We start from the raw sequence: 25,771 nt of genomic DNA, 5'->3' as shown, positions 1-25,771 counted from the left end.
CAACTCTCGCGTGGCTGATCAGGGGGTTTCTGTGGGGATTTGTCCTGTTCCCCGAAGCTTGGCCATCCACGCCGGGCAGGGTCACGGCATCATGGAGCATCTGCCCGAGAGTCTGGACCGCGACATCCTGGAGCAGCGGATCACCCCTGCGCTCATGACGATCCGCGAAGCATTGGACTGCACGCTTCATGAGGCGATCGATATCTTCGCGCAGCGATACGAGGAGCTTCGTCGTGATCGTCCGGACGACTTCACGCTGGGGCGGGAGGACTACGGCCAGGGCTTCTACTCCTGATGCACCGCTGGCCGGTGCAGGTAGTCGGCTGGGGCGGTGACGCCACCGCGACCGGTAGCGCCTATCCCAGGTACGGGGCGGCGCGGTGTTCCAGAAAGTGCCGGATGCGCAGCCGTTGTGTGTGGTGCATGGGGAGCGAGTCGAGTTCTTCGGGCGCCACGAAGCGGAGCTCCGTGCTCTCATCCGAGATGGCCAGGGCGCCGCCGACGACCCGGGCGGTGAAGCAGACGTTGAACTGTCGGCGCACCTCTCCGTCGCTGTACGCGATGACATGACGGGGGTCGGTGTACGTGCCGACGAGGCCCGTGATCTCGACGTCCAGGCCGGTCTCCTCCTCGACCTCTCGCACGGCCGTGCCGGGCAGGGAGTCGTCCATGTCCATGGCTCCGCCCGGTAGTGCCCACAGATCGTTGTCCCGGCGCCGCTGGAGAAGTACGCGGCCGTCCCCATCGGTGACGACGGCAGAGGCTGCCACGACCAGACTGTTCGGCCGGGGGGCGTTCGGATCGTCGTAGTACTCGGTTCGGGCCACGGTGCTCAGCCTTCCACGGGGTGGGCCGTTTCCCATACGGCGTCGAAGCTCCCCGCGTAGGTGTCGAAGATGCCCCCGTCGCCGTGGCGCCGGAGGTGCCACACGGGCGCGCCGTAAGCGTTGACGCCCCACACGTGGGCGTTGACCAGCATCTGATCGTCGGCGCGGTACAGGCTGTTGTAGAGGGTCGTTCCATGGGTGCGCAGCTCGATTCCCGGTACGTCCGCCAGGGGCCGGTAATGCAGGAGCGCGAGTCGGCAGCGGGATTCGATGCCATGGCCGAACTTCTCCTCCCGTCCGCGCTGCTGGACGTTGGGGTCGTCGGCGTCACCCACCGCGATGCGGACCGCGCATCCGTCGTCGGCCCGCTCGCGCAGGAGGTCGTTGAGGCGGGGGTACGCCTCGTGCAGGAAGACGGCCGCGTACACCAGCACGTCGATCCGCTGCCGCGCCCGGGAGAGGAGATCGACGAAGACCGACACGGGAAGATCCGCCCGCTGTCCGTACAAGGCGACGAGTTCGGGGCTGACAGCGCGTGCGGCACGCGCCTGCCGGAGCGCCGGCCACAGGGCATGCACGTCCTCCCCGAGCGCTTCCGCTGCCGCCAATGCCGTTGCCCGGCGCGGAGTACGCCCGAGATTGACCCACCGTTCCACGGACTTGGGGTCGATGCCCGTGATGTCGGCCAGAGCGGCGTGTGTCCAGCCGCCCGCCTCCATGACGGCTCGAAGTCGCTCGTTCTGCATACTTACGCCCCCCTCGGCTTCCGGACATCCCGAGGGACGTTCTACACGCGACGGGACGTCCCGAAGTGGGAAACGTACGAGGTTCCTCCGTCCTGATGGCCGGCGCGACCATCGCGCCATGAGTGAGCCCACGCGCTACAGCGCCCCGCCGATCGAACTGCCGCTGGACCTGGAACGGGAGCCGGACCCTGTCCACGGGTGCGCGGGTTGCGCTGAGCTCGCCGCCGTACGGGGCCGCGCCCGGATCGTGGGGGACTGGACGACCGTGAGCGACTGCAACGTCTACCTGCGGCGCCACCCCGAGGGCCACTGATGGTCACGCGAGCGGACATCGGCAAGCCGGTCAGGGACGCCGCCGGACGGGTCGGCATCCTGCGTGACGTGATCCGGGACTACGAGGACCCCGCCGAGCTGCCGGGCGCGCGCCGGAAGAGCCCTATGGCGGTCTTGTGGCCCGAGGGCGGGGGTCGAGAGTGGCTGGTCCCGCCCAGCGGCGTACAGCGCGTGTGACGTCCACCAAGCGACCCCGTCCGGCGACGGCGAGCAACACAGCCGGACGGGGTTTTCCGCCGACGCTCCCTACAGGTCGAAGACGGCGGTCACGGGCGCATGATCACTCCACCGTTCCGCATGGCTCGCAGCCCTCTCCACGTACGCCTTCGCGCAGCGCTCCGCCAAGCGAGGCGAACTGACAATGAGGTCGATCCGCCAGCCGCTGTCATTGTCGAAGGCGCGCCCGCGGTAGGACCACCAGGAGTAGGGCCCCTCCTGCTCGGGATGCAGCGCCCGCACGACGTCGACGTACCCCCCGTCGCCCTCGTCGAGCACCCGGCCCAGCCACTCCCGCTCCTCGGGCAGGAAGCCGGCGTTCTTCTTGTTGGCCTTCCAGTTCTTGAGGTCGGCCTCGCGGTGGGCGATGTTCCAGTCGCCGCAGACGACGACCTCGCGCCCCTCGGCGGCGGCCCGGATCCTGAGCTCCTTGAGGTACGGCAGGAACTCGCCCATGAACCGGTACTTCTCGTCCTGGCGCTCGGTGCCGACCTCGCCGGAGGGCAGGTAGAGGCTGGCGACGGTCACGCCGGGCAGGTCGGCCTCGACGTACCGTCCGCTGGAGTCGAACTCGGCGGACCCGAAGCCGATCCGCACGGCGTCGGGCTCGCGCCGCGTGTAGAGCGACACACCCGCACGCCCCTTGGCGGCGGCGGGGGCGTGGACGGTGAACCAGCCCTCGGGGCTGCGCACCTCCTCGGGCAGCTGCGCCTCCTCGGCGCGGACCTCCTGGAGGCAGACGGCATCGGCGGAGGTGCCGGCCAGCCACTCGACGAAGCCCTTCTTGGCGGCGGCACGGAGTCCGTTGACATTCGCGGTCGTGACAGTGAGCATCCCGGGAGAATACCGACACTCGGCTTCGCATACATGTACGATCAATCGTATGAACATCCAGCCCACGCCCTACGACCACCCCGACGCCGTCACGCTCAACGACGCGGTCCAGGCGGAGTACGCCGTCCGCTACGGCGACGAGGAGGGCGACGCCACACCCCTGGACCCCGGAATGTTCGTCCCGCCCCGCGGCCTCTACCTCCTCGCGTACGACTCCGAGGGCCGGCCGGTCGCCACGGGCGGCTGGCGCACCCAGGACGCCAACGACGAGGGCTACGCGGACGGCGACGCCGAGCTCAAGCGCATGTACGTCATCCCCGAGGCCCGCGGCCTCGGCCTCGCCCGCCGCGTCCTCGCCGTCCTCGAAGCCGACGCCCGCGCCGCCGGCCGCACCCGCATGGTCCTGGAGACCGGCACCGCCCAGCCCGAGGCCATAGCCCTCTACCTCTCCAGCGGCTACGCCCCCTGCCCCAAGTTCGGCTTCTACCGCGACTACCCCAACAGCCGCTGCTTCGCGAAGCCCCTGACCTGACGCCCCGCCGACGACCGGCACCGCCCACCGCCAGACCCGGGGGCCGGGAGGGGCGGCATGACGGCGTGGGCACCTGGACGCCGCCGATCGAGCCCGACGGGCACCTCGGGGTCACCGAAGACCAAGCACTGCCGGCCTCCGCCGGAACAAGCCGGATCGCCCGTCGGCCCCAGGTGCTCAGGGGTCGCATGATCGCGTGACAGGTTCTTCAAAAGTTCTTCATGGTTCCCGGCCTACCGTCACTCTGCCTGCCGCATCTGCGGCCGGGCGGGGCAGGAGGAGTGGGAGAGCCAATGAAGGCGAACCGGGTGTTACTGGCCGCGACGGCATCGGTCCTGGCCTTCGCGCTGACCGGCTGCGGCAGTGATGACGGCGGCGCGAAGGTCCCTTCGGCGGGCGGTGCCGACACGTCCGCCTCGGAGAGGGCGAACGCGGGCGGCGGGGGTGGCGCAGAGGACGAACTGGCCGGGTACGTGAAGGGCCAGCGCGAGTGGGTGAAGTGCATGCGCGACAACGGCATCGACGTCCCCGACCCGGACGAGTCCGGGCAGGTCGACCTCTCCGGGCAGGGTCTCGCCCTCAAGAAGAACCCCAAGTTCATCGACGCCTCGAAGAATTGCTCCGCGAAGAAGCCCGCCGTCCCCGAGAGCGTCGAGGCGGCCAACCGGCCCAAGCTCACCCCCGAGCAGATCAAGACCAAGCGCGAATACGCCGAGTGCATGCAGAAGAACGGCGCCCAGGACTTCCCCGACCCGGGCCCCGACGGCTACGGCGGCGACAACAACTCCGGTGCGCCGGAGTGGGATCAGAGCTCGGCCGGTGCGCAGCGGGCGACGCGCCTCTGCGCCCCCATCATCGGCGATCCGGTCAACCCGCCGGTGGGCAAGGGCTGACGATGGCCGAGACGGTGACGCACATCGATGACGAGCCCCGAAGGGCGCCCACGCCGCCGCGCGGCAGGCGGGGTCGGCGTACGGCACTGATCGCCTCCGCCGTCGTCGTGGTGGCGGCGGTCGCTGTGGTCGGCGCGCTCGGACTGGGCGGCGGGGACGACGGAAATCCGAGCGCCCCGCCCCGGTCCGGCTCCGTCGTATCGGTGACCCGGGCGACGCTGACCGAACGCACATCGCTGGAAGGCCAGTTGGGATACGGAGCGGAGCTTCCGCTGCCCGTCAAGGCGCAGGGGACCGTGACCTGGCTGCCCGAGACGGGCGCCACGGTCGAGCGCGGCGACGAGCTGCTCCGGGTCGACGACCGGCCGGTGATCCTGATGTACGGAAGCCTGCCCATGTATCGGTCCCTGGGGCTGACGGCCCAGGAGAACGAGCAGGGCTCCGACGGCCAGAACCCGGACGAGGGGCGGCAGGACGGCGGAGGAGGGGCCGGCAAGGCCCCGAACCCCTCCGGATCGGCGGCGCCGGGAAGCGCCGAAACCGACAGGAACCCCGGCTCCTCCCCGGCGCCCCGCGAGCTCAAGGGCATGGACGTCATGCAGTTCGAGACGAACCTCGCCGCCCTGGGCTACACCGGCTTCACCGTGGACGAGAAGTTCACGAACCTCACGGCCGCCGCCGTCAAGCGTTGGCAGAAGTCGCTCGGTGTGGCCCAGACCGGCACGGTCGACGTGGGCGACGTCATCTACTCCGCGAGCAAGGTACGGATCGGTCAGCCCGGCGCCCGGCTCGGCTCCGCCGTCGGGGAGAACACCCTCACGTACACCGGAACGACTCGCAAGGTGACGGTCAATGCCTCTGCCGCCGAGGCCGCTTGGGCCGTCCGTGGCGCGCGCGTCACGGTCAAGCTGCCCAACGGCGACTCCGTGCAGGGCGCGGTGGCGGCGATCGGCACGCAGGCGACGGCGCCCGAGGGAGGCGGAGGCGAGGGGGGCGGGCCGGAGCGGCCCGCCACGATCCCCGTGACCGTCACCATCGAGGACCAGAGGGCCGTCGGCCGGTTGGAGAGCGGCCCCGTCACGGTCGAGTACGTGGGCAAGGAGGTCAAGGACGCGCTGACCGTCCCCGTCTCCGCGCTCGTCGCCCTCGCCGAGGGCGGACACGGCCTGGAGACCGCGGACGGCCGGTTCGTCGCTGTGAAGACCGGGCTGTTCGCCGACGGCAACGTCGAGGTCAGCGGCGCCGCGGTCCGCGAGGGCATGAAGGTGAGGATTCCCGAGTGAGCGGCGCCGCGACGACGGTTGTGGAATTCGACGCGGTCTCCAAGACCTATCCGGGCGGCGTGGCCGCCGTACGGGACGTGAGCCTGCGCATCGGAAGGGGCGAACTGGTCGCGATCGTCGGCCCGTCGGGCTCAGGCAAGTCGAGCGTGCTCAACCTCATGGGCAGCCTCGACCGCCCGTCCGCGGGCCGGGTCTTCGTCGACGGCCACGACGTCGCGAGCCTGTCGGACCGGGAGGTCTCCGCCCTGCGGGCCACCCGGATCGGCTTCGTCTTCCAGCAGTTCCACCTGGCCGTGGGCGTCCCCGTACTGGATTCGGTCGCGGACGGACTGCTCTACACGGGCATGCCCATGCGCCGGCGCCGTTCCAAGGCGTCGGCCGCCCTGGAACGGGTCGGGCTCAGCCACCGCGTCCACCACCTCCCGCATCAGCTCTCCGGCGGCGAGCGCCAGCGCGTCGCCGTGGCCCGCGCCGTGGTCGGCGGACCGTCGGTGCTGCTGGCGGACGAGCCGACCGGCAACCTCGACTCGGCGGCGGGCACGGCGGTGCTGACCCTGCTGCGCGAGCTGAACGCCGCAGGCACCACCGTCGTCGTGATCACCCACGACCGTGAGATCGCCGCCGAGCTGCCACGCCGCATCGAGATGCGTGACGGCCGCCTGGTCGCCGACATCGCGCAGAGCACGACGATCGGGGCGCCACGGTGACGGACCACACGACCGACCCCTCCCCGCAGGGCGGCCGGGAGGCGGAACCCGAGACCGTCCGGATCCGGGCGCTGCCGCCCGGCCCCCCGGCCGACGGGGCCCGGAACCCGTCACGGCCGCGGGCCGGTCTGCGCGCCGCCCGGCTCGGCCCCGCAGACGTCATCCGGCTCGGCGGGACCGGCCTGCGGACCCGACCGCTGCGGGTCTTCCTGTCCGCCCTCGGCATCGCCATCGGCGTCGCCGCCATGATCGCGGTGGTCGGCATCTCCGGCTCCGGACAGGCGGAGGTGGACCGTCGGCTGGACGCACTCGGCACGAACCTGCTGCGGGTCGCCCCGGGAGAGACCCTCGACGGAGCCGAGGCCGAGCTCCCCGTGGAGTCCGTGGCGATGATCGGGCGGATCCCACCCGTGCAGCAGGTCGCCGCCACCGGGTCGACGGGGGCGCACGTCTACCGCAATGACCGCATCGCCATCGGCCGCACCGGCTCCCTCGACGTCCTGGCGGTGGGCTCCGGCCTGCTCCCCGCTGTCGGCGGGCACGTCGGCAAGGGCCGTTGGCTGGACTCCGCGACGGAGGAGTACCCGGCCGTCGTGCTCGGCGCGACCGCCGCCCAGCGGCTCGACGTGTACACCCCGGGCACCCGGGTCTGGCTGGGCGGCCGCTGGTTCTCGCTGGTGGGCGTCCTCGATCGGGTGCAGCTCGCGCCGGAACTCGACAGCGCCGCGCTGGTCGGCTGGCCTGCGGCCCGGGCGTATCTCCGCTTCGACGGGCATCCGTCGACGATCTACGTCCGGGCGGAGGACAGCCAGGTCACGTCGGTTCGGGCGGTGCTCCCTGCCACGGCCCATCCCGCGAAGCCCGGCGAGGTGCAGATCTCCCGGCCCTCCGACGCGCTCGCGGCCCGCGAGGCGACCCGGTCCGCGCTCACCGGGCTGCTGCTCGGCCTCGGCGGCGTCGCGCTCCTGGTCGGCGGGGTCGGCGTCGGCAACACCATGGTCATCTCGGTCCTGGAACGCCGGCCGGAGATCGGTCTGCGCCGGGCCCTGGGGGCGACGAAGGGCCAGATCCGCACCCAGTTCGTGACGGAGTCCCTGCTGCTGTCACTCATCGGCGGCCTCGGCGGAACCGTGCTCGGAACGCTGATCACCGCCGGGTACGCCTTCAGCCGGGACTGGCCGACGGTCGTTCCCGTCTGGGCGAGCGCGGCCGGCGTCGGCTCGACGCTGCTCATCGGCGTGATCGCCGGCCTGTACCCGGCGGTCCGGGCGAGCAGACTGTCACCGACAGAGGCGCTGTCCGGCACATGACCCGGGCAGCGTTCGGGTCGGGGTCCGGAACCCGCGGTGCGCGTACGAGACGTCGCCGAGCATTCCGTACGAGGCAGGGGCGGCCTCCCAGGAGACCGCCCCTGCCGTGCTCTCATCGCAACGTGCTCAGCGCTCGCGCACCATCAGCACGGGGTGAAGCTGCCACCGTTGCTCAGCAGGTCGTCACGGACCCAGCCGTAGACGCCGGTCGCGTCGTTGCGCAGGTAGGTCCAGCTGTAGCCGTCGTTGCCCACCGTGTAGCAGTGGTAGTCCAGCGTCTGGGTGGAGTAGGCCACACCGTTGATGCCACAACCGGTGCTGGAGCCGCTGCGCTCGTTGGCGCCGTCGGCCCACTTGCCCCACGAACTGCCGTCCTTGTCCGAGGCGCCGGTACCGCAGTTGGCGTGCGCAGCGGCCGGGGTGGCGGTGACCATCGGGACAGCCAGGACGGCCATGGCGACGGCGGGAAGAATGGCCGCGAGTCGACGCTTCATCATGAAACCCCCACTTAGTCGTGTCATTCGTCGGCGCTGCACCCAGGAGCCTCGCGGCACCCAGGAGAAATGCAGCGGCCTTCACACCAACCGGGTGCGACGGCGTAATGACCTTTGCCTGTCCATGACCCTGAAGAAATGATTCCGCTACGGACTGGCCAGTTCCCTTTGGCGATTGACCTGGAGTGATTGAAGTGAAAATCCGCCACTTCTGAGATTCGTTGACCGATTCCACACCCGTGTGGAACCCTCCCCGCAGCCCGACGGCTGTCCCGTGATTCGGGAAACCCCACCGAAGGAGTCCTGGTGAGCGCACATGTCCCGAAGTCCGTGACGGGAGGCGCGCGATGAGCTTCCGGCTTCGGGTGCTCGGTGTGCTGATGCTGATCGCCGTGACTGCCACGGCCGCCACCGCCTGGCTCACCCTGCGGCAGGCCAACCGGCAGGTGCAGGAGGCCGTCGCGGCGGGTCAGATGGACGTCTCCCGGGTCATCGGCGAGCTGCGCGCGTACGGCTTCGCGCACGGCACCTGGAAGGATTTCGCACCGGTGGTCGGCGCGCTGTCGAAGGACACCGGGCAGCGCGTCCGGGTCGCCACGGAGACCGGCGTCCTGCTCGCCGACTCCGACACCCTCGCGGGCCGCGAGGCGCGCCCCCTGGGCAGTCAGCCCCCCGTTCTCGTCGACCCGCGCCCGGTGCTGCGATTCGACCAGGGTCTGGTGCCGAGCGCGGTCGAGAAGCTGACCGCGGTGGCGATCGTCGAATACCGTGCGGCGGCAGCCGACGCGGCATGCCTGACCCGGGCGGGGGCGGAGATGACGGTCCGGACCAACCGCACGGGCATCCCCGTGGTCACCGTCGAGAGCCGGCCGACCCCATGCGTGGAGCCGCAGCCCGGCCGCGATCCCCAGCGAGCCCTGGACCTGGCCGCGGTCAAGGGGTGCGAGGCCGTCCAGCCGCTCGTCCCCTGCCTCCAACGCGTCTTCAACGAGCGCACCGCCCCGGTCGCCCCGGCCCGCCTCGAAGTGCGCCTCGGATACCAGGACGAGTCCCCGCCCACGATCGCCGCCGCCCCCACCATCGCCGTGGCCATCGGGGTCGCGCTCGCCGCGATCCTCGGGGCGCTGCTACTGAGCCGGGCCGTGCTGCGGCCCGTCCGGGCCATGACGCTCGCCGCCGAGGGACTCGGCGAGGGGGATCTGGAGCGGCGCGTTCCGGTCACCGGGCGGGACGAGATCGCCCACCTCGGCAGAGCGTTCAACCGCATGGCGGACTCCATCCAGGCCGGCGAGGATCGCCAGCGCCGTCTCACCGGCGACATCGCGCACGAGCTGCGCACTCCGCTCGCCAACCTGCGGGGCTACCTGGAGGCCCTGCGGGACGGGGTCGTCGAGCCGACGCCCGAACTGCTCGACTCGCTCCACGAGGAGGCGCTGCTCCAGCAGCGGATCGTGGACGACCTCCAAGACCTCGCGCTCGCCGAGGTCGGCGCGCTCACGTACCACCGCTCCGAGGTCAACCTGCGGGATCTCCTCGAATCCACCCGCACCGCATACCGCGCCCACGCCGGGACGGCGGGCGTGACGTTGGAGGTGGAGGCACCGCACCCGGTGTACGTGACCGCCGACGCGGACCGGCTCCGCCAGGTCGTCGGCAACCTCGTCGGCAACGCGCTGCGCGCCACACCGTCCGGCGGGCGCGTGACACTGGCTCTCGTCCCGCACGGCGAGCTGGCCGTCGTCGAGGTGCGGGACACCGGCAAGGGGATACCGGCGGAGCACCTGCCGCACCTCTTCGACCGCTTCTGGCGGGCGGACGCGTCACGGGGGCGGACGACCGGCGGCAGCGGCCTCGGCCTGTCGATCGCCCGGCAGATCGTGACCGACCACAGGGGCACCATCGACGTGGCCAGCACGGTCGGGGTGGGCACGACGTTCACCATCACCCTGGGCGCGCGCCCGGTCCCGCCCCTCTGAACCGCTCAGGCTCCGTCCGCCAGCCGGTAGCCCCGTCCGTACACCGTCTCCAGCAGCCTCGGGCCTCCCGGTACCTCCAGCTTCCGCCGCAGGTTCATCACGTGCGCGTCGACCGTCCGCTCCAGCACGTCCTGGTCGAAGCCGAAGACCCGCTCGATGATCTGGGCCCGGGTGAAGACCCGCCCGGGCTCGCGGGCCAGCGACTCCAGGATGGAGAACTCCTTCGCCGTCAGCGTCACCGGCCGGCCCGCGACCCGGGCCTCGAACCGCGCGGTGTCCAGCTCCACCTCGCCGACCCGCAGCAGCGTCGTCCCGCCCGACGCCGACTTCCTGGCCCGCCGGAGCAGCGCCCTTACCCGCGCGGTCAGTTCGCGCGGGCTGTAGGGCTTGGTGAGGTAGTCGTCCGCGCCGAGGTCGAGCCCGAGGAGCATGTCCTCCTCGGTCGTGCGGGCAGTGAGCAGCAGGATGGGAACGTCCGCGGTCCCCGGCTCGGCTCTCAGGATGCGGCACACGTCGAGTCCGTCGACGTACGGCAGCATCACGTCGAGCACGATCAGATCGGGCCGGATCGACCGCGCCTTCTCCAATGCGGCGCGCCCGTCGGCCACGACCTGCACCGCATTGCCCTCCCGTTCCAGATAAATCCGGATCAGCCGAGACTGTTTCTCGTCATCCTCGGCAACCAAAATCCGAGCGCTCAACGCTTCACCCCCAACGAGTCCTGTGAGTTTCAGCACCGTAATACAGAACGTGCCGAGCATTTCGGCCACCGGCCGTTCTTCGCCCTTTCCCCTTCACCCGTCAGGTTTCCGAAGAACGCCACCGTGAGCTGTTTCCAACCCGACGGGAGGTCGGGCCGGCCCCCCGGCAGCGGGTACGAAGAAGGCTCTGTCGACTGCCGACGCCTTCATCCTTCCGGGCTGCATTGCGGCGAAGGACTCGGCGGTACTGACCTACCGGACCTGTCCACGGCGGGCGCGGGAGGCCCGCCGGCCGGATCCGCCTCGGCGGTCGTTCGCCGGCTGATCGCGGCTGGTGCGGTGTGGATGACGGCGTGGTGACGAGCCTCGGGGTCGACCAGGTGAAGGCCCCCTTCCGCCTGGCGGCAGACAAGGACGGTCGGCCGCCGGCGAGCGTGGAGAATCTGTCACCGCACCCCGATTCCCGGCGTCTCGCCGGTGGCTGCGGACCCGCCGCCCAGGACGGCTCCGACCTCGTGTGCAGCGGCTGCGGTGTCGAGGCCGGGACCACGGAGTCTGCCTGCTGGACCACCGGCCTCGTGCCGTTGATCGCTTCCGCCGTCAGCGAGCGCGGCGAGACGCCCCCGGCCCGGATGCATGCCGAGGCCGGGCCCACACCAGCCCTACACCGCGGCGGAGTCGGCCGGCCTGCGGCACCGGGCGACTCATCTGCGCCGTCCGAGCGTCGACGGACCACTGCCGCACGAGGGCGTCGAGCGGCTGGTCCCGCTCGTCGCCCGGGCCGCCCGGGACACGGCTCTCGGTGAACTGCCGGAAAGCGCGGGCGGCGGGTACTCGTTCCGGCCGAGGCGGACCGTCGAGTACTCCAAGAACCTGACCGGCTCCTGGCCCCCGCTCCACCGGCCTCCGCGGGATCTGCCTGCGGTGCAGGTAGGCAGGCTGCGGGCGACGTGGATCGTCGGGTTGACGCGCGCGCACATCGCTCACCGTCTGATCGCGCAGGCGGCCGCCTGGCTCGCCTCGACCGCGTCCCTGGCGCGCTGGCAGCACTCGGTGCCGCCCGTCCGATGACGCCACTGCCGCACGGCTCCTGCGCGGGCCGGACCGGTGACCATGCCCCGGGCCTGGCGGAGTCCGAAGAAGATCAGGAAGCGCCGGCCGCGGCCGGTCACCGACGCGCCGTCCGAGATCCCGGATTCGGAGGTCGGGCACCTCGACGCCCTCTTGCACGGTTCGGGTGTGCTGGAGCTGGTCGACGCCGAGCCGGCGGGGCGTCCCGGGCCGGTCCTCCGCCGGGCAACCGCCCACGGCCCAGGCCGCGTTCGGACATCACCACGAACACACCCCGCAAACGCCGAGATCCCGCCCAGCCTCTCGGCTGAACGGGATCTCGTGACGATTCTCGAGAGCTACTCGAGAACTGTCGTCTGTGGACCTGTGGGGATTTGAACCCCAGACCCCCTCGATGCGAACGAGGTGCGCTACCAGACTGCGCCACAGGCCCTTGCGACGTGTGAAACATTAGCATCCCGATCGGGAAGAACAAAAATCGGTTCCTCCGCAGGTCAGCCGGGGACCGTCGCGGGCCCCCGGCCGGGGGTCATTCGTTGGCCGCCCGGGGGCGGTCGTCGTCGGCGTACTGGTCGAAGAGCGGGGTGCGGCCGTGGTCGCGGCCGCGGCGGGGCGGGGTGGTGCGCTGGCGGGGGGCCGGGGACGGGGCGGGGGTCGGGTCGGCCGCCGTGGAGGAGCGGGCGGCGCTCCAGGTCTCCGGGTCCGTGATGTCGATGCCGTTCGAGGCGCGCGGGGCGACCGGGGCGGTGACGTACGTGGGGAGCGGCACCGGGACCGGGTCCCAGCTGTCGCCGAGGGCCGGGCCGCGCTCGCGCTGCTGGTCCACCCACTCCGCGTGGTCGGTCTGCTCGACCAGGGCGCGCCGGTCCGCCTCCTGGGGAGTGACCGCGGGGGCCGGGTCGGCCTCCGGCTCCGGCGTCGGGGTCGGGCGGCGGCTCTCGCGCAGCCGGGCGGCGGCCGCTTCGGCGCGGCGCCGGTCCATCACGTACACGAAGCGGCGCCGCTCCTGGATCCGCAGGTGCACGATGTACGCGCTGAGGAGCAGGGCGGGGAGCGCCGGGGCCCACAGGAAGGCGACGCCGCCGACGGCCGCGACGACCGCCCCGAGGGTGAAGGCGGCGAAGAGGAGCGTGGTGACCCGGCGGCGGCGCGCGAGGACCTTGCCCCGGCGGGCACGCTCGGCGGCGCCCGGGGCGGGGCGGGCCGGCGCGGGGTCCGGCACCGGTTCCGGACCGGGTTCCGGGAGTTCCAGGCGCGCTTCCGTCCTGGCCGCGGGCGCGGAGAAGGCCCGGACGTCGACCGAGCTCAGATGCTCGGTCTCCGCGTCCGGGTCCACGTCGGGCGTCGGTCCCTCCGCCGTACGGTCCCGCTCCCTCAGCTCCTTGGCGTACCGGCGCTCCATGCCCGCCCGTCCGGAAAGCAGCCGGATGGCGGTGCTGAAGCGTTCCGTCGGACGGGCTTCGTTCAGCTCGTCCTGCCTGCGGAGCCACATCGGCACCAAGTAGGCGGCCCAGGCCCCGACGATGACTGCGTAGATGAGGCCGCTGCTGCTCACGCCTCACACGGTAGAGGGGTTCTGTAACACGCATCGGCCAATTGGCCCGGTGTGTCGCACGATCTGGCTGATATCACTGAACTTTTTTGTGATTGTTCAGATCGATTGACTGCCAACTGGCGATTTAATTCGAACACTTATCGCATTCGGGCGTGATGCCAGCGCCGCAGCAGCCCCTCCGGCACCTCCTCGGCCGTCAGCGCGAACACCAGATGGTCCCGCCACGCCCCGTCGATGTGGAGATAGCGCGGCCGCAGCCCCTCCTCGCGGAAACCGAGCTTCTCCACCACCCGGCGCGACGGCTTGTTCTCCGGGCGGATGCACACCTCCATGCGGTGCAGCCCCACCACCCGGAAGCAGTGGTCGACGGCGAGCGCGACCGCCGTCGGCATCACCCCGCGCCCGGCCACCTCGCTGTCCACCCAGTACCCCACGTGCCCCGAGCACATCGAGCCCCAGGTGATCCCGGCCACCGTCAACTGGCCGACGAGCCGCCCCCGGTACTCGATCACGAACGGCAGCATCCGGCCGGCGTTCGCCTCCGACCGCAGATGGCGCACCATCTGACGGTACGTCGGCCGCTGCGCGACCGGACCGCCCGGAGGCGCCGGCGGAACCGTCGCCTCCCAGGGCCGCAGCCACTCGCGGTTGCGCCGGTTCACCTCGCGCCAGGCCGCCTGGTCACGCATCCTTATCGGTCGGAGCAGTACGTCGCCGTCGACGAGCACCACCGGCCAGGACGGGATCACGACGCTCTCGGGTGGTCGCCGCCGCGGATCTGGTCGACGGCATGGCGCAGCAGCGGCTCCAGGACGGCGAGCCCGTCGCGCACACCGCCCGGGGACCCCGGCAGGTTCACGATCAGCGTGGAGCCCGCGACCCCGGCCAGCCCGCGCGAGAGCGCCGCCGTCGGGACCTTCTCGCGGCCGTACGCCCGGATCGCCTCAGGGATGCCCGGGATCTCCCGCTCCAGGACCCGGCGGGTCGCCTCGGGCGTCTCGTCGGTGGGCGAGATGCCCGTACCGCCGGTGGTGACGATCACGTCGTACCCGGCGGCGACCCCGGCCCGCAGCGCCGCCTCGACGGGAGCCCCGTCGGGGACGACCTGCGGGCCGTCCACGGCGAAGCCCAGGGCGGACAGGCCCTCGGCGATCAGCGGCCCGCCCCTGTCCTCGTACACCCCGGCCGAAGCCCGGTTGGAGGCGGTGACGACGAGAGCGGCGTACGGGCCCACCAGCGCCCCGCCGGTCGCGTCGCCGAGCGCCGCGGCCGGGACTTCCCCGGGCCCGCCGGACGGCTCCTCGTGCTCGTGGGCCCCCGACACCCGGCCCGCGCGCGTCACGCCTCGGCCCTCGTCCAGTGGCCCGACTTGCCGCCCGTCTTCTCCTCGACCCGCACGTCGGAGATGACCGCGCCCTTGTCGACCGCCTTGATCATGTCGACGACCGTCAGGGCCGCCACCGAGACCGCCGTGAGGGCCTCCATCTCGACGCCCGTGCGGTCCGTGGTCCTCACCGTCGCCAGGATCTCCACGGCCTCGTCCGTGACCGCCAGGTCCAGCGTGACGCCCGAGACCGCCAGCGGGTGGCAGAGCGGGATGAGGTCCGGGGTCTTCTTCGCGCCCATGATCCCGGCGATCCGGGCGGTGGCCAGCGCGTCGCCCTTCGGGACGCCCTCGCCGCGCAGCAGCTCGATCACGCGCGGCGAGACGAGGACCCGCCCGCTGGCGCGGGCGGTGCGGGACGTGACGTCCTTCGCCGATACGTCGACCATCCGGGCCGCGCCCGCCTCGTCGATGTGGGTGAGACCTTGCTGCGTGCTCATGGCCGTGACACTCCCGGTCGCTGTGTGAAGGACGACACCGTACCCCCAGCGTCGCCCTCTCAGCCGAGGAGGACCACTTCCAGCTCGGCGCCCGGCTCCACGGTCTCCGTGTCCTCCGGGACCACGAGCAGGCAGTCCGCGTGGGCGAGGGCCGCGATCAGGTGGGACCCGGCGCCGCCCACGGGGGTGACGGCGCCCGTGTCCCGGTCGTAGACGCCGCGCAGGAACTGACGGCGGCCCGCCGGGGACGACAGGGCCTCGTCCGCGTCGAGCACCGCCCGCACCCGGGGCCGGTGCAGGTCCTCGACGCCCATCAGGGCGCGGATCGCGGGGCGCACGAACAGCTCGAAGGAGACGTAGGAGGAGACCGGGTTCCCCGGGAGGGCGAGCAGCGGGATCTGCTCGGCGCCGACCGCGCCGAAGCCCTGCGGCTTGCCCGGCTGCATGGCGAGCTTGCGGAAGTCGACCTGGCCGTCGGCGGTCAGCGCCTCCTTCACCACGTCGTACGCGCCGACGCTCACCCCGCCGGTGGTCACGATCAGGTCGGCCCGGATGAGCTGGTCCTCGATGGTGGCGCGCAGCGACTCGGCGTCGTCGGCGACGGCCCCCACCCGGTAGGCGAGGGCGCCGGCGTCCCGCGCGGCGGCGGCGAGGGCGAAGCTGTTGGAGTCGTGGATCTGGCCCTCGCCCAGCGGCTCGCCGGGCTGGACGAGCTCGCTGCCGGTGGAGAGGACGACCACGCGGGGGCGGGGGCGGACCTTCACGGTGCCCCGGCCGATCGCGGCGAGCAGGCCGATCTGCGGCGGCCCGAGGACCGTGCCCGCCGCGAGGGCGAGCTCCCCGGCCCGTACGTCGCTGCCCGCCCTGCGGACGTGGGCGCCGGCCTCGGCGGCCCGGTGGACCCGGACCTCGCCGGCGGCGCCCTCGGGGGCGGTGCTGGCGGCGGTCATGCCGGTGGCCGCGCCCCCGCCCGTACCGCCGTCGGTCCATTCGACGGGGACGACGGCCTCGGCGCCGGGGGGCATCGGGGCGCCGGTCATGATCCGGGCGGCCTGGCCGGGGCCGACCTCGGGGAGCCCGCCGGCGCCCGCGGCGACGTCGCCGACGACGGTGAGGACGGCGGGGAACTCCTCGGTGGCTCCGGCGACATCGGCGACCCGGACCGCGTACCCGTCCATGGAGCTGTTGTCGAAGGGGGGCAGCGCGGCCGGCACCGTCACGTCCTCGACGAGGACACAGCCCTGGGCGTCGAGGAGTTGCAGCTCGATCGGTTCGAGCGGGGAGACCGTCGCGAGGATGTCGGCGAGGTGCTCGTCGACCGACCACAGGCCGCGGGCCGGGCCCGCGCAGGGGTCCGCCGCGCCTGCCGCGTGGTCATGCTCGTGGTCGTGTGCCGCGCTGCTGCTCAAGGTCCTACATCTCCTCGCTGACGTATCTCCGGAGCCAGGCCCGGAAGTCCGGTCCCAGATCTTCACGTTCGCACGCGAGTCTGACAATGGCACGCAGATAGTCGCCGCGGTCGCCGGTGTCATAGCGGCGGCCCTTGAACACGACGCCGTGCACCGGACCGCCGATCTTCTCGTCGGAGGCGAGTTTCTGCAGGGCGTCGGTCAGCTGGATCTCGCCGCCGCGGCCCGGCTCGGTGTCCCGCAGGGTGTCGAAGACGGCCGGGTCCAGGACGTAACGGCCGATGATCGCGTAGTTGCTGGGCGCCTCGCCGGTGTCCGGCTTCTCGACCAGGTCCGTCACCTTGACGACGTCCGAGTCGGCGGTCGGCTCGACGGCCGCGCAGCCGTAGAGGTGGACCTGCGCGGGCTCGACCTCCATGAGGGCGATCACGCTGCCGCCCTCCCGCTCCTGGATCTCCACCATCCGCGCGAGCAGCGGGTCGCGCGGGTCGATCAGGTCGTCGCCGAGGAGCACGGCGAAGGGCTGGTCGCCGACGTGCGGGGCGGCGCAGAGCACGGCGTGGCCGAGGCCGCGCGGGGTGCCCTGGCGGACGTAGTGCATGGTGGCCAGGTCGCTGGACTCCTGGACCTTGGAGAGGCGTTCGGCGTCGCCCTTCCGGCTCAGGGCCTCCTCCAGCTCGTAGTTCCGGTCGAAGTGGTCCTCCAGGGGCCGCTTGTTCCGGCCGGTGATCATCAGGACGTCGGTGAGACCGGCCGCGACGGCCTCCTCGACGACGTACTGGATCGCCGGCTTGTCGACGACCGGCAGCATCTCCTTCGGGGTCGCCTTGGTCGCCGGGAGGAAGCGGGTGCCGAGACCGGCGGCGGGGATGACAGCCTTGCTGATCCGACCGAGCCTGGGGAGCGACTGATTCATGCGGTGCACCTTAGCCGTTCGTAATGAGAGGAAGATGTGACTTCGGTTAACTTCCTCCACATAAAGACAGTTACGAGACGTTCGCGAAAGCACAAAGGGCCGACATGACACCGGAGATGTCCGAAAAGACCGCGCTGCGCAGCCGACTTCTGGCCGCCCGCGCCGCACTGACCCCCGAATCCCTCACGGACACGGCCGAATCCCTCGCCCGGCGGGGAATGGAGCTCGCCGAACTCGCCGGGGCGGACACCGTCGCCGCGTACGTCTCGGTGGGCCGCGAACCGGGCACGCGCGCGCTGCTCGACGCCCTCCACGCGCGCGGGGTGCGGGTCCTGCTCCCCGTCCTGCTGCCCGACAACGATCTGGACTGGGCGGCGTACGAGGGGGCCGAGCGGCTCGCGAAGGCCGGGCGCGGCCTGCTCGAACCGGTCGGGCCCCGGCTCGGCCCCGAGGCCGTCTGCGCCGCCGACGCCGTCCTGCTGCCGGGCCTGGCCGTCGACGGGCGCGGGATGCGGCTCGGGCGGGGCGGCGGCTCGTACGACCGGGTCCTCGCCCGGCTCGCACGCGCGGGCGTGGATCCGGCCCTGGTGGTGCTCCTCTACGCGGACGAGGTGGTCGCCCGGGTCCCGGAGGAACCGCACGACCACCCCGTGCACGCGGTGGTGACCCCGGAGGGGGTCACCCGGTTCGCGCCCTGATCAAGGCATCAGGGCATCGAGGGATCAGGGCTTCAGCGTGAGCGTGTCCTTCGCCGTCGCGTCGACCGCCGCCTTGCCGTAGGCCCAGTCGTACAGCTCGCCCTTCGCCCAGGTGTCCGTCTGGTCGGTGTAGTTCGAGTGGAAGGCGTGGCCGGAGGCGCCGGTCAGGTTGACCCAGCGGGACTTGTCCCAGTCGCCGACGTTGACGACCATCCGCATCGACGGCACCCAGATGACCTCGTAGCCGCCGGCAGCGTTCCAGCCGGTGGCGTCGACGGCCGCCTCGCCGCCGCCCAGGTCCCACGGGCCGCGGTTGAGGAGCCGCTGCACGACGCCGGGGCCCGCGGTGCCGAGGGTCTGGTTCTTCAGGGTCAGCTGGTGCAGCCGGCCCCAGCTCCAGGTGGAGACGTCCTTGCCGAGCTTGGCGGTCAGCTCCCAGCGGGCGTCCTTCATGGCGCGGGCGAGCAGCTGGTCACGGGTCTCGGTGGCCGGGTCCAGACGGTCGCCGGGGGTCTTCCACCACTCGTTCTTCTCCTGCTTGAGGAGCGGGCGGACCACCTCGTACCAGCGGTCGCCGCCGTCCGGCTGCGCCGAGTCGGGGTCGCGCTGGCCGCACTCGCGGACGAGCCGGTTCTGCTCGTCGACCGGGCCGGTGGCGTCGGCCGGGCGGACGTTGATGCAGTCGCCCTCGGCGCGCAGCTCCTTGGGCAGCTTGTTCCCGAAGGCGAGCTTGAGGACGTTGCGCCAGACCGCGTTGAAGTAGGCGGCGGCGGCCGAGTCGGGCTCCTGGGTGTAGTCCCAGCCTTCGAGGAGCTTCTGCGCCTCGCGGACCTGCGGGTCGGCGATGTCGATCTTCAGCAGGAGCGGGTTGAGCAGGGTCGCGATCTCGCTGCGGTTGTCGGTCTGCATGGTCCGCATGTCGTCCGGCGAGATCTTGCCGCCGTCCTTGATCTTCGACTCGATGAGGTCGTTGATCCGCTGGCTGCGCGAGCCGTAGCCCCAGTCCTTGGTGAGCAGGTCGGGGTAGGCCTTCTCGTCGATCACGGCCTGGTTGGCGGTGACGATGTAGCCGCGCTCCGGGTTCTTCTCGTACGGCAGCTGCTCGAAGGGGATGTACCCCTTCCACTTGTAGGAGGAGTCCCAGCCGGGCGCGGGCAGGGTGCCGTCGCCCTTGGAGCGCTGCGGGATCTTGCCGGGCGACTGGTAGCCGATGTTGCCCTCGGTGTCGGCGTAGATCAGGTTCTGGGACGGGACCTCGAAGTTCTTCGCGGCGGCCCGGAAGCCGGCGAAGTCCTTGGCGCGGTCGAGCGCGAAGATCGCGTCCATCGACTTGCCCGGCTGGAGCGCGGTCCACTGGAGGGAGACGCCGTAGCCGGTGCCGCGGTCGGGGGCGGCGTTGCCGACGGGGGCCTTCTGGCCGACCTTCTCCAGCTCGGAGGAGCGGTCGGAGACGAGCGGTCCGTGCCCGGTGGAGCGGACGGTGATCTTGCGGTCGCTTCCGCCGGCGACCTTGATGGTCTCCTCGCGGCTGACGAAGGGCTTGACCTTGCCGTCGACGAGGTAGCCGTCGGGGCCGATCTTCTCCAGGTAGAGGTCGGTCACGTCGGCGCCGAGGTTGGTGAGGCCCCAGGCGACCTTGTCGTTGTGGCCGATGATCACGCCGGGCATGCCGGAGAAGGTGTAGCCGGCGACGTCGTAGCGGCAGGTCGCCGAGACCGAGCGGCAGTGCAGGCCCATCTGGTACCAGAGGGACGGCAGCTGGGGCGCGAGGTGCGGGTCGTTGGCGAGCAGCGGCTTGCCGGAGGTCGTGTACTTCCCGGCGACGACCCAGGAGTTCGAGCCGATGCCGTTGCCGTTCGGGCCGAGCAGGGCGGGGACGGCGTCGAGGACCTCGGAGAGCGCGCCGAGCTGGGAGGCCACACCGCCGCTCGCACCGCCCGGACCCGCGCCCGGGGTGTCCCCGGTGGTCGTCCCGTCGCCCTCGGCCGCGTCGGCCTTCGGGTCGAACTTCCCGGTGGACTCGTCGACCGTGCCCTTGTCCACGATCGGCTGGTGGAGCGCGTACGGGTACTCCGGGTACAGCTGCTTGATCTGCTTCGCGCTCAGCCGGCTCGTCATCAGCGAGCGGTCGATCTCGTCCTGCATGTTGCCGCGCAGGTCCCAGGCCATGGCCTTGAGCCAGGCCACGGAGTCGACCGGGGTCCACGGCTCGATCGCGTAGTCGTTGGTGAGGGCGAGCGCCGCGTACTCGACGGAGACGTCCTTCGGGGCGCGGTCCTTCAGATAGGCGTTGACGCCCTCCGCGTACGCCTGGAGGTACTTCTTCGTCTCCGGCGACAGGACCTTGTCGTACTCCTCCTGCGCGACCCGGCGCCAGCCGAGGGTGCGCAGGAAGGCGTCGGTGTCGACCTGGCTCTCGCCGAACATCTCGGAGAGGCGGCCGGCGGTCACGTGCCGGCGGACGTCCATCTCGTAGAACCGGTCCTGCGCCTGGACGTAGCCCTGGGCCCGGAAGAGGTCCGCCTCGTTGTCGGCGTAGATCTGCGGGACGCCGTTCGCGTCGCGCTTCACCTCCACGTCGGCGGAGAGCTTGTCGAGGCGGATCTCGCCGGTCGTCTGCGGGAACGAGGCCCGGACGGTGCTGACGCCCCAGTAGCCGCCGAAGCCGATGCCCGCGACCAGTGCGAGGACCAGGAGGACGAGGATCAGGCGGGCACGCCGCCCTTTCTTCTTGGCGGTCTTCTTGCCGGGGGGCGCGGACGTGTTGGAGGGCATCGCTGTCCTTCGAGGGGCAGGGTGGTCCTGGAGTACGGGAGCAACCTTAGGCGCAGCGTCCGGACGGCCCGGACGCGGTGTCAGGAAGAGAACCGTACTGATGAGCGAGGAGAGGCAAAGATCGCGTCAAGAAAGCGTTAAAGATTAGGTAAGGTAACGAAGTACCTTGCCGCTGGAGGAACGATCCAGCCGCGCGTGAGGGGAAGGAACGGCCACTGACTGTCCACCAGCTCAACGAACTCCTGCTCGTCTGCTCCCTCGTCCTGCTCGTGGCCGTCGCCGCGGTACGGATCTCCTCCCGGAGCGGGCTTCCCAGCCTGCTGCTCTACCTCGGCATCGGCGTCGCCATCGGCCAGGACGGCATCGGCAACGTCGCCTTCGACAACGCGGAACTGACGCAGGTCATCGGCTACGCCGCCCTCGTCGTGATCCTCGCCGAAGGCGGTCTCGGCACGAAGTGGAAGGAGATCAAGCCGGCGCTGCCCGCCGCGATCGTCCTCTCCACCGTCGGCGTCGCCGTCAGCGTCGGCATCACCGCCGCCGGCGCCCACTACCTCGTCGGCCTCGACTGGCGGCAGGCCCTGATCATCGGCGCCGTCGTCTCCTCCACCGACGCCGCCGCCGTCTTCTCCGTCCTGCGCAAGGTGCCCCTGCCCTCGCGGGTCACCGGCGTCCTGGAGGCCGAATCCGGCTTCAACGACGCCCCCGTCGTCATCCTCGTCGTCGCCTTCTCCACGGCCGGACCGGTCGAGCACTGGTACCTGCTCGTCGCCGAGATAGCCCTCGAACTCGCCATCGGCGTCGCCGTCGGCCTCGCCGTCGGCTTCGTCGGCGCCTACGGCCTCAAGCGCATCGCGCTGCCCGCCTCCGGCCTGTACCCGATCGCCGTCATGGCCATCGCCGTCGTCGCGTACGCCGCGGGCGCCATGGCCCACGGCTCCGGCTTCCTCGCCGTCTACCTGGCCTCGATGATCCTCGGCAACGCCAAGCTGCCCCACGCGCCCGCGAACCGCGGCTTCGCCGAGGGACTCGGCTGGATCGCCCAGATCGGCATGTTCGTCCTGCTCGGCCTGCTCGTCACCCCGCACGAGCTCGGCAACGACTTCTGGCCCGCCGTCGTCATCGGCCTCGTCCTGACCGTCGTCGCCCGGCCCATGGAGGTCCTGGTCAGCCTGCTGCCCTTCCGGATCCCCTGGCAGGAGAAGGCCCTGTTGTCCTGGGCCGGCCTGCGCGGAGCCGTGCCCATCATCCTCGCCACCATCCCGATGGTCTCGAAGATCGAGGGCAGCGAACGGATCTTCAACATCGTCTTCGTCCTCGTCGTCGTCTACACCCTCGTCCAGGGCCCGACCCTGCCCTGGCTCGCCAAGGCCCTCAAGCTCGGCGACACCACCGAGGCCGCCGACCTCGGCGTCGAATCCGCGCCCCTGGAGCGGCTGCGCGGACACCTGCTCTCCGTCGCCATCCCGGAGCACTCCCGGATGCACGGCGTCGAGGTCGCCGAGCTGCGCCTCCCGGCCGGAGCCGCGGTCACCCTCGTCGTACGGGAGGACACCAGCTTCGTCCCGGGCCCCGCGACCGTCCTGCGGCACGGCGACGAACTCCTCGTCGTCGCCACCGATCCCGTACGGGACGCCACCGAGCGGCGCCTCCGGGCCGTCGGCCAGGGCGGCAAGCTCGCCGGCTGGCTCGGGACCGGGGGCGCGACGGCGGTCTCGGCGCCGGCCGCCACGGGGCGCTTCCACCTGCCGGGGACGGGGAGACAGAGGAAAACTCCCGGTTAATCGCAGGCATTAATTCAGGTGCGGGAGCGTTTTCCCAGGCGGGAAGACGCTCTTCCCTGTACCATGAAGGCACACTTGATCGAACCAACTCTGCCTGACGCAGAGCTGGCGCGACCGTATGGCGGCCGCGGCGCCCCCTCTCAGCGGGGCCGGCCCGGTATCTACCGCAGTAACGCGCATGAGGACAGCTCTCGGCGACAACCCGCACCACCGTGCGGGAGCGCGCTACCAGGCGGCAGAAAGGCAAGGACCGTGGCGTCCACGGTCACGACGGACAAGCGGCCCGGCTACGGGCAGCTGCTGCGCACACCCGGCGCGCTGTCCTTCCTTCTCCCCGGCTTCGCCGCCCGGCAGCCCTTCGCGATGCTGACCATCGGCATCGTCCTGCTCGTACAGCACACCACCGGCTCCTTCGGCAGCGCCGGCGCGGTCGCCGCCGCCACCGGCGTCTCCATGGCGCTCTTCGCGCCGCAGAGCGGCAAGCTCGCCGACCGCTTCGGCCAGCGCGCCGTCCTGGTCCCCGGCGTCCTGGTCCACGCCGCGTCCGTCTCCCTGCTCGTCGCCCTCGCCCTGGCCGGCGCCCCGCTCTGGGCGCTGTTCCTGGCCGCCGTGCCCGCCGGCGCCTCCGTGCCCCAGGTCGGGCCGATGGTCCGCGCCCGCTGGGCCGCCAAGCTCGACGGCACCCCGCTGATGCCGACGGCCGCCGCCTTCGAATCCGTCACGGACGAGTTCACCTTCGTCGTCGGCCCCGTCCTCGCGACCGCCCTGTGCACCGGCGTCCACCCGGCCGCGGGCCTGATCGCCGAGGCGGCCCTCACCCTCGTCGGCGGCCTGTTCTTCGCCGCCCAGCGCGCCACCCAGCCCGCGTACGGCATCTCCACGGCCACCTCCGCCGAACCCCACCGCTCGGCCCTCTCCGTCCCCGGCGTCCGGGTCCTGATCGTGGCCTTCCTCGGCATCGGTTCCGTCTTCGGCGGCATGCAGGTCTCCCTCACCGCCTTCACCGAGGAGATCGGCAACCCCGGCGCCAACGGCCTGCTGTACGGGATCTTCGCCGCCGGCAACATGCTCGCGGGCATCGCCATGGGCGCCGTCGCCTGGAAGACCGGCCCCCGCCGCCGCCTGATCCTGGGCTACGCGGGCCTCACCGCCGCCGCCTCCCTGCTGTGGACCGCCCACTCGATGCTGCTCCTCGGCGCCCTGGGCCTGGTCGTCGGCCTGTGCATCGCCCCCGCCCTGATCACCGGCTACACCATCGTCGAGACCCTGATCCCGGCCTCGGCCCGTACCGAGGCCTTCACCTGGCTCACCGGCGCCGTCGCGCTCGGCCAGGCCGCGGCCGTCACGGTCGCCGGCCGCCTCGCCGACGCCCACGGCGCGAGCACCGGATTCCTGGTGCCGATGGCGGGCACGGCCCTCGCCCTGACCACGCTCCTCGCGCTGCGGTCGCGGCTGAAGCCGCGCGAGGCGAGCCGGGTCGCGGCACGTGGCATCGGTCACCGAGTGCCGGTGACGGTGGACTGAACCCACGGAATACGTCACTATGGATCGTCGTTAGCACTCGATGAGTGTGAGTGCCAGGAGGAAGTCAAGTGCCGACCTACCAGTACCAGTGCACCGAGTGCGGCGAAGGCCTCGAGGCGGTGCAGAAGTTCACCGATGACGCCCTGACCGAGTGCCCCAGCTGCCACGGACGCCTGAAGAAGGTGTTCTCGGCCGTCGGCATCGTCTTCAAGGGCTCCGGCTTCTACCGGAACGACAGCCGCGGCTCGTCGTCCAGCAGCTCGCCGGCCTCGTCGAAGTCCTCGGCGTCCTCGTCGTCGACCTCTTCGTCCTCGTCTTCGTCCTCCTCGGACTCGAAGCCGGCCGCGTCCTCGTCCGCTTCCTCCTCGACGTCCTCGTCGAGCACCGGAAGCTCGGCCGCCTGATCCGTCCGCCTTCCCGGGCCCCGTCGCCGCGCGCGACGGGGCCCTCGGCGTTTCCGGGGAGCGCGCCTAGGGTGACCCGCATGGCGAACCATGACGCGTACGCGGACATCGGCGTGATCGGCGGCTCCGGCTTCTACTCGTTCCTGGAGGACGTCACGGAGGTGTCCGTCGACACCCCCTACGGCAGCCCCAGCGACTCCCTCCTCCTCGGCTCGGTCGCCGGCCGGCAGGTCGCCTTCCTGCCCCGGCACGGCCGCGGCCACACCGTCCCGCCGCACCGGATCAACTACCGCGCCAACCTCTGGGCGCTGCGCTCCGTGGGCGTACGGCAGGTCCTCGGGCCCTGCGCCGTCGGCGGACTGCGCGAGGAGTACGGGCCCGGCACGCTCGTCGTGCCCGACCAGCTCGTCGACCGGACCAAGAGCCGGGCGCAGACCTACTTCGACGGGGAACGGCGGGCCGACGGCGCCCTGCCGAACGTCGTCCACGTGACCTTCGCCGACCCCTACTGCCCCGACGGGCGGCGGGCCGCGGTCAAGGCCGCCCGGGGACGGGACTGGGAGCCGGTCGACGGCGGCACGATGGTCGTCGTCGAAGGCCCCCGCTTCTCCACCCGCGCCGAGTCCCGGTGGCACGCCGCCGCCGGCTGGTCCGTCGTCGGCATGACCGGGCACCCCGAGGCCGTCCTCGCCCGCGAGCTGGGCCTCTGCTACACCTCGCTCGCCCTCGTCACCGACCTGGACGCCGGCGCCGAGACCGGCGAGGGCGTCTCCCACACCGAGGTGCTGCGGGTCTTCGGCGAGAACGTGGGACGGCTGCGGGACGTGCTGTTCGACGCGGTGGGCGCCCTGCCGGCGACGGCGGACCGGGACTGCCTGTGCACACGGGCGCACGAGGGCTGGGACCTGGGGATCGAGCTGCCGTAGAGCGCCCTGGGGAGGCTGCGGCAAACCGTCCTG

General features: G+C 71.7%; 27 protein-coding genes and 1 tRNA gene. 15 read left to right on the top strand and 13 right to left on the bottom strand.

Going from position 1 to position 25,771, the window contains the following annotated elements:
- The first annotated feature begins 58 nt into the window (after positions 1 to 58).
- Positions 59 to 295 carry a hypothetical protein gene (locus ACFYUS_RS24180; protein WP_388855653.1) on the top strand — a complete coding sequence of 79 codons (237 nt, stop codon included), beginning with the start codon at positions 59 to 61 and terminating at the stop codon, positions 293 to 295.
- Positions 296 to 356: 61 nt separating this feature from the next.
- On the opposite strand, the gene ACFYUS_RS24175 is transcribed toward ACFYUS_RS24180, so the two are convergent.
- Both ACFYUS_RS24175 and ACFYUS_RS24170 read right to left on the bottom strand, forming a co-directional pair.
- A complete protein-coding gene (locus ACFYUS_RS24175; protein WP_388855650.1) occupies positions 357 to 827 on the bottom strand; it encodes an NUDIX hydrolase in 471 nt (156 codons plus the stop codon).
- A 5-nt stretch (positions 828 to 832) separates the two neighbouring features.
- Positions 833 to 1,573: a helix-turn-helix domain-containing protein gene (locus tag ACFYUS_RS24170; protein WP_388855647.1), complete on the bottom strand. Its 741-nt coding sequence runs from the start codon at positions 1,571 to 1,573 to the stop codon at positions 833 to 835.
- A gap of 118 nt (positions 1,574 to 1,691) precedes the next feature.
- Between ACFYUS_RS24170 and ACFYUS_RS24165 the strand changes: the two genes are divergently transcribed.
- Complete coding sequence (locus ACFYUS_RS24165) at positions 1,692 to 1,886, top strand: hypothetical protein (protein WP_388855644.1); 195 nt, start codon at positions 1,692 to 1,694, stop codon at positions 1,884 to 1,886.
- The gene (locus ACFYUS_RS24160; protein WP_388855641.1) at positions 1,886 to 2,083 is read left to right on the top strand and encodes a hypothetical protein; all 198 of its coding nucleotides are present in this window, start codon (positions 1,886 to 1,888) and stop codon (positions 2,081 to 2,083) included. The genes ACFYUS_RS24165 and ACFYUS_RS24160 overlap by 1 nt, the downstream gene beginning before the upstream one ends.
- Positions 2,084 to 2,152: 69 nt before the next feature.
- Here the strand turns inward: ACFYUS_RS24160 and ACFYUS_RS24155 are convergent, their stop codons facing one another.
- Positions 2,153 to 2,956, bottom strand: a complete 804-nt coding sequence (locus ACFYUS_RS24155) for an exodeoxyribonuclease III (RefSeq protein WP_388855639.1) — start codon at positions 2,954 to 2,956, stop codon at positions 2,153 to 2,155.
- Between the two features lie 49 nt (positions 2,957 to 3,005).
- Here ACFYUS_RS24155 and ACFYUS_RS24150 point away from each other — a divergent pair, with 49 nt between their 5' ends.
- From ACFYUS_RS24150 to ACFYUS_RS24130, 5 genes are all read left to right on the top strand, one after another.
- Entirely contained in the window at positions 3,006 to 3,488 is a 483-nt protein-coding gene (locus ACFYUS_RS24150; protein WP_388855636.1) for a GNAT family N-acetyltransferase, read from the top strand.
- Between the two features lie 293 nt (positions 3,489 to 3,781).
- Entirely contained in the window at positions 3,782 to 4,381 is a 600-nt protein-coding gene (locus ACFYUS_RS24145; protein WP_388855633.1) for a hypothetical protein, read from the top strand.
- A gap of 2 nt (positions 4,382 to 4,383) precedes the next feature.
- A complete protein-coding gene (locus ACFYUS_RS24140) occupies positions 4,384 to 5,664 on the top strand; it encodes a peptidoglycan-binding protein (RefSeq protein ID WP_388855630.1) in 1,281 nt (426 codons plus the stop codon).
- Positions 5,661 to 6,371: an ABC transporter ATP-binding protein gene (locus tag ACFYUS_RS24135; RefSeq protein WP_388855628.1), complete on the top strand. Its 711-nt coding sequence runs from the start codon at positions 5,661 to 5,663 to the stop codon at positions 6,369 to 6,371. Before ACFYUS_RS24140 ends, ACFYUS_RS24135 begins: the two co-directional genes overlap by 4 nt.
- Before the next feature lie 71 nt (positions 6,372 to 6,442).
- A complete protein-coding gene (locus ACFYUS_RS24130) occupies positions 6,443 to 7,681 on the top strand; it encodes an ABC transporter permease (protein ID WP_388855879.1) in 1,239 nt (412 codons plus the stop codon).
- 143 nt (positions 7,682 to 7,824) lie between these two features.
- Here ACFYUS_RS24130 and ACFYUS_RS24125 read toward each other — a convergent pair whose 3' ends face one another.
- Complete coding sequence (locus ACFYUS_RS24125) at positions 7,825 to 8,178, bottom strand: SH3 domain-containing protein (RefSeq protein ID WP_388855625.1); 354 nt, start codon at positions 8,176 to 8,178, stop codon at positions 7,825 to 7,827.
- A gap of 344 nt (positions 8,179 to 8,522) precedes the next feature.
- Here ACFYUS_RS24125 and ACFYUS_RS24120 point away from each other — a divergent pair, with 344 nt between their 5' ends.
- Positions 8,523 to 10,151 (top strand): sensor histidine kinase, encoded by a 1,629-nt coding sequence (locus tag ACFYUS_RS24120; protein WP_388855622.1) that lies wholly within the window; start codon positions 8,523 to 8,525, stop codon positions 10,149 to 10,151.
- A 5-nt stretch (positions 10,152 to 10,156) separates the two neighbouring features.
- On the opposite strand, the gene ACFYUS_RS24115 is transcribed toward ACFYUS_RS24120, so the two are convergent.
- Positions 10,157 to 10,852, bottom strand: coding sequence for a response regulator transcription factor (locus tag ACFYUS_RS24115; protein WP_388855876.1), 696 nt, complete (start codon positions 10,850 to 10,852; stop codon positions 10,157 to 10,159).
- 636 nt (positions 10,853 to 11,488) lie between these two features.
- Here ACFYUS_RS24115 and ACFYUS_RS24110 point away from each other — a divergent pair.
- Positions 11,489 to 11,923, top strand: coding sequence for a hypothetical protein (locus ACFYUS_RS24110; protein ID WP_388855618.1), 435 nt, complete (start codon positions 11,489 to 11,491; stop codon positions 11,921 to 11,923).
- A 359-nt stretch (positions 11,924 to 12,282) separates the two neighbouring features.
- Here the strand turns inward: ACFYUS_RS24110 and ACFYUS_RS24105 are convergent.
- From ACFYUS_RS24105 to galU, 7 genes are all read right to left on the bottom strand, one after another.
- Positions 12,283 to 12,356: transfer RNA gene (locus ACFYUS_RS24105), tRNA-Ala, on the bottom strand.
- Between the two features lie 96 nt (positions 12,357 to 12,452).
- On the bottom strand, positions 12,453 to 13,478 hold the full coding sequence (gene glpR / locus ACFYUS_RS24100) for a gephyrin-like molybdotransferase receptor GlpR (RefSeq protein ID WP_388855615.1): 1,026 nt from the start codon (positions 13,476 to 13,478) through the stop codon (positions 12,453 to 12,455).
- Positions 13,479 to 13,615: 137 nt separating this feature from the next.
- A complete protein-coding gene (locus ACFYUS_RS24095) occupies positions 13,616 to 14,209 on the bottom strand; it encodes a GNAT family N-acetyltransferase (protein ID WP_388855873.1) in 594 nt (197 codons plus the stop codon).
- Between the two features lie 14 nt (positions 14,210 to 14,223).
- Positions 14,224 to 14,820 (bottom strand): molybdenum cofactor biosynthesis protein B, encoded by a 597-nt coding sequence (locus tag ACFYUS_RS24090; RefSeq protein ID WP_388855613.1) that lies wholly within the window; start codon positions 14,818 to 14,820, stop codon positions 14,224 to 14,226.
- A complete protein-coding gene (gene moaC, locus ACFYUS_RS24085) occupies positions 14,817 to 15,302 on the bottom strand; it encodes a cyclic pyranopterin monophosphate synthase MoaC (protein ID WP_189806409.1) in 486 nt (161 codons plus the stop codon). Before moaC ends, ACFYUS_RS24090 begins: the two co-directional genes overlap by 4 nt.
- Positions 15,303 to 15,361: 59 nt before the next feature.
- Positions 15,362 to 16,711 carry a gephyrin-like molybdotransferase Glp gene (gene glp / locus ACFYUS_RS24080; protein WP_388855610.1) on the bottom strand — a complete coding sequence of 450 codons (1,350 nt, stop codon included), beginning with the start codon at positions 16,709 to 16,711 and terminating at the stop codon, positions 15,362 to 15,364.
- Between the two features lie 4 nt (positions 16,712 to 16,715).
- Entirely contained in the window at positions 16,716 to 17,627 is a 912-nt protein-coding gene (galU, locus tag ACFYUS_RS24075) for a UTP--glucose-1-phosphate uridylyltransferase GalU (protein ID WP_388855607.1), read from the bottom strand.
- Positions 17,628 to 17,731: 104 nt separating this feature from the next.
- On the opposite strand from galU, the gene ACFYUS_RS24070 reads away from it, so the two are divergent.
- Positions 17,732 to 18,325 carry a 5-formyltetrahydrofolate cyclo-ligase gene (locus ACFYUS_RS24070; protein WP_388855604.1) on the top strand — a complete coding sequence of 198 codons (594 nt, stop codon included), beginning with the start codon at positions 17,732 to 17,734 and terminating at the stop codon, positions 18,323 to 18,325.
- Between the two features lie 24 nt (positions 18,326 to 18,349).
- Here the strand turns inward: ACFYUS_RS24070 and ACFYUS_RS24065 are convergent, their stop codons facing one another.
- A complete protein-coding gene (locus ACFYUS_RS24065) occupies positions 18,350 to 21,100 on the bottom strand; it encodes a penicillin acylase family protein (protein WP_388855602.1) in 2,751 nt (916 codons plus the stop codon).
- 215 nt (positions 21,101 to 21,315) lie between these two features.
- Here ACFYUS_RS24065 and ACFYUS_RS24060 point away from each other — a divergent pair, with 215 nt between their 5' ends.
- From ACFYUS_RS24060 to ACFYUS_RS24045, 4 genes are all read left to right on the top strand, one after another.
- Positions 21,316 to 22,884, top strand: coding sequence for a potassium/proton antiporter (locus ACFYUS_RS24060; RefSeq protein WP_388855870.1), 1,569 nt, complete (start codon positions 21,316 to 21,318; stop codon positions 22,882 to 22,884).
- A 252-nt stretch (positions 22,885 to 23,136) separates the two neighbouring features.
- Positions 23,137 to 24,408 carry an MFS transporter gene (locus tag ACFYUS_RS24055; protein WP_388855599.1) on the top strand — a complete coding sequence of 424 codons (1,272 nt, stop codon included), beginning with the start codon at positions 23,137 to 23,139 and terminating at the stop codon, positions 24,406 to 24,408.
- Between the two features lie 68 nt (positions 24,409 to 24,476).
- A complete protein-coding gene (locus ACFYUS_RS24050; RefSeq protein WP_388855597.1) occupies positions 24,477 to 24,812 on the top strand; it encodes an FmdB family zinc ribbon protein in 336 nt (111 codons plus the stop codon).
- An 80-nt stretch (positions 24,813 to 24,892) separates the two neighbouring features.
- A complete protein-coding gene (locus tag ACFYUS_RS24045; protein ID WP_388855595.1) occupies positions 24,893 to 25,738 on the top strand; it encodes an S-methyl-5'-thioadenosine phosphorylase in 846 nt (281 codons plus the stop codon).
- Positions 25,739 to 25,771: the final 33 nt, after the last annotated feature.

The sequence above is a fragment of the Streptomyces sp. NPDC004284 genome, from assembly GCF_042874035.1.
Lineage (GTDB): Bacteria > Actinomycetota > Actinomycetes > Streptomycetales > Streptomycetaceae > Streptomyces.
This window is presented reverse-complemented; position numbering and strand designations above follow the sequence as displayed.

Coding starts and splice junctions, on each gene's coding strand:
- ACFYUS_RS24170 (WP_388855647.1), bottom strand. CDS start 1,573: ATGCAGAACGAGCGACTTCGAGCCGTCATGGAGGCGGGCGGCTGGACA.
- ACFYUS_RS24165 (WP_388855644.1), top strand. CDS start 1,692: ATGAGTGAGCCCACGCGCTACAGCGCCCCGCCGATCGAACTGCCGCTG.
- ACFYUS_RS24160 (WP_388855641.1), top strand. CDS start 1,886: ATGGTCACGCGAGCGGACATCGGCAAGCCGGTCAGGGACGCCGCCGGA.
- ACFYUS_RS24155 (WP_388855639.1), bottom strand. CDS start 2,956: ATGCTCACTGTCACGACCGCGAATGTCAACGGACTCCGTGCCGCCGCC.
- ACFYUS_RS24150 (WP_388855636.1), top strand. CDS start 3,006: ATGAACATCCAGCCCACGCCCTACGACCACCCCGACGCCGTCACGCTC.
- ACFYUS_RS24145 (WP_388855633.1), top strand. CDS start 3,782: ATGAAGGCGAACCGGGTGTTACTGGCCGCGACGGCATCGGTCCTGGCC.
- ACFYUS_RS24140 (WP_388855630.1), top strand. CDS start 4,384: ATGGCCGAGACGGTGACGCACATCGATGACGAGCCCCGAAGGGCGCCC.
- ACFYUS_RS24125 (WP_388855625.1), bottom strand. CDS start 8,178: ATGATGAAGCGTCGACTCGCGGCCATTCTTCCCGCCGTCGCCATGGCC.
- ACFYUS_RS24120 (WP_388855622.1), top strand. CDS start 8,523: ATGAGCTTCCGGCTTCGGGTGCTCGGTGTGCTGATGCTGATCGCCGTG.
- ACFYUS_RS24110 (WP_388855618.1), top strand. CDS start 11,489: ATGCCGAGGCCGGGCCCACACCAGCCCTACACCGCGGCGGAGTCGGCC.
- moaC (WP_189806409.1), bottom strand. CDS start 15,302: ATGAGCACGCAGCAAGGTCTCACCCACATCGACGAGGCGGGCGCGGCC.
- galU (WP_388855607.1), bottom strand. CDS start 17,627: ATGAATCAGTCGCTCCCCAGGCTCGGTCGGATCAGCAAGGCTGTCATC.
- ACFYUS_RS24070 (WP_388855604.1), top strand. CDS start 17,732: ATGACACCGGAGATGTCCGAAAAGACCGCGCTGCGCAGCCGACTTCTG.
- ACFYUS_RS24065 (WP_388855602.1), bottom strand. CDS start 21,100: ATGCCCTCCAACACGTCCGCGCCCCCCGGCAAGAAGACCGCCAAGAAG.
- ACFYUS_RS24045 (WP_388855595.1), top strand. CDS start 24,893: ATGGCGAACCATGACGCGTACGCGGACATCGGCGTGATCGGCGGCTCC.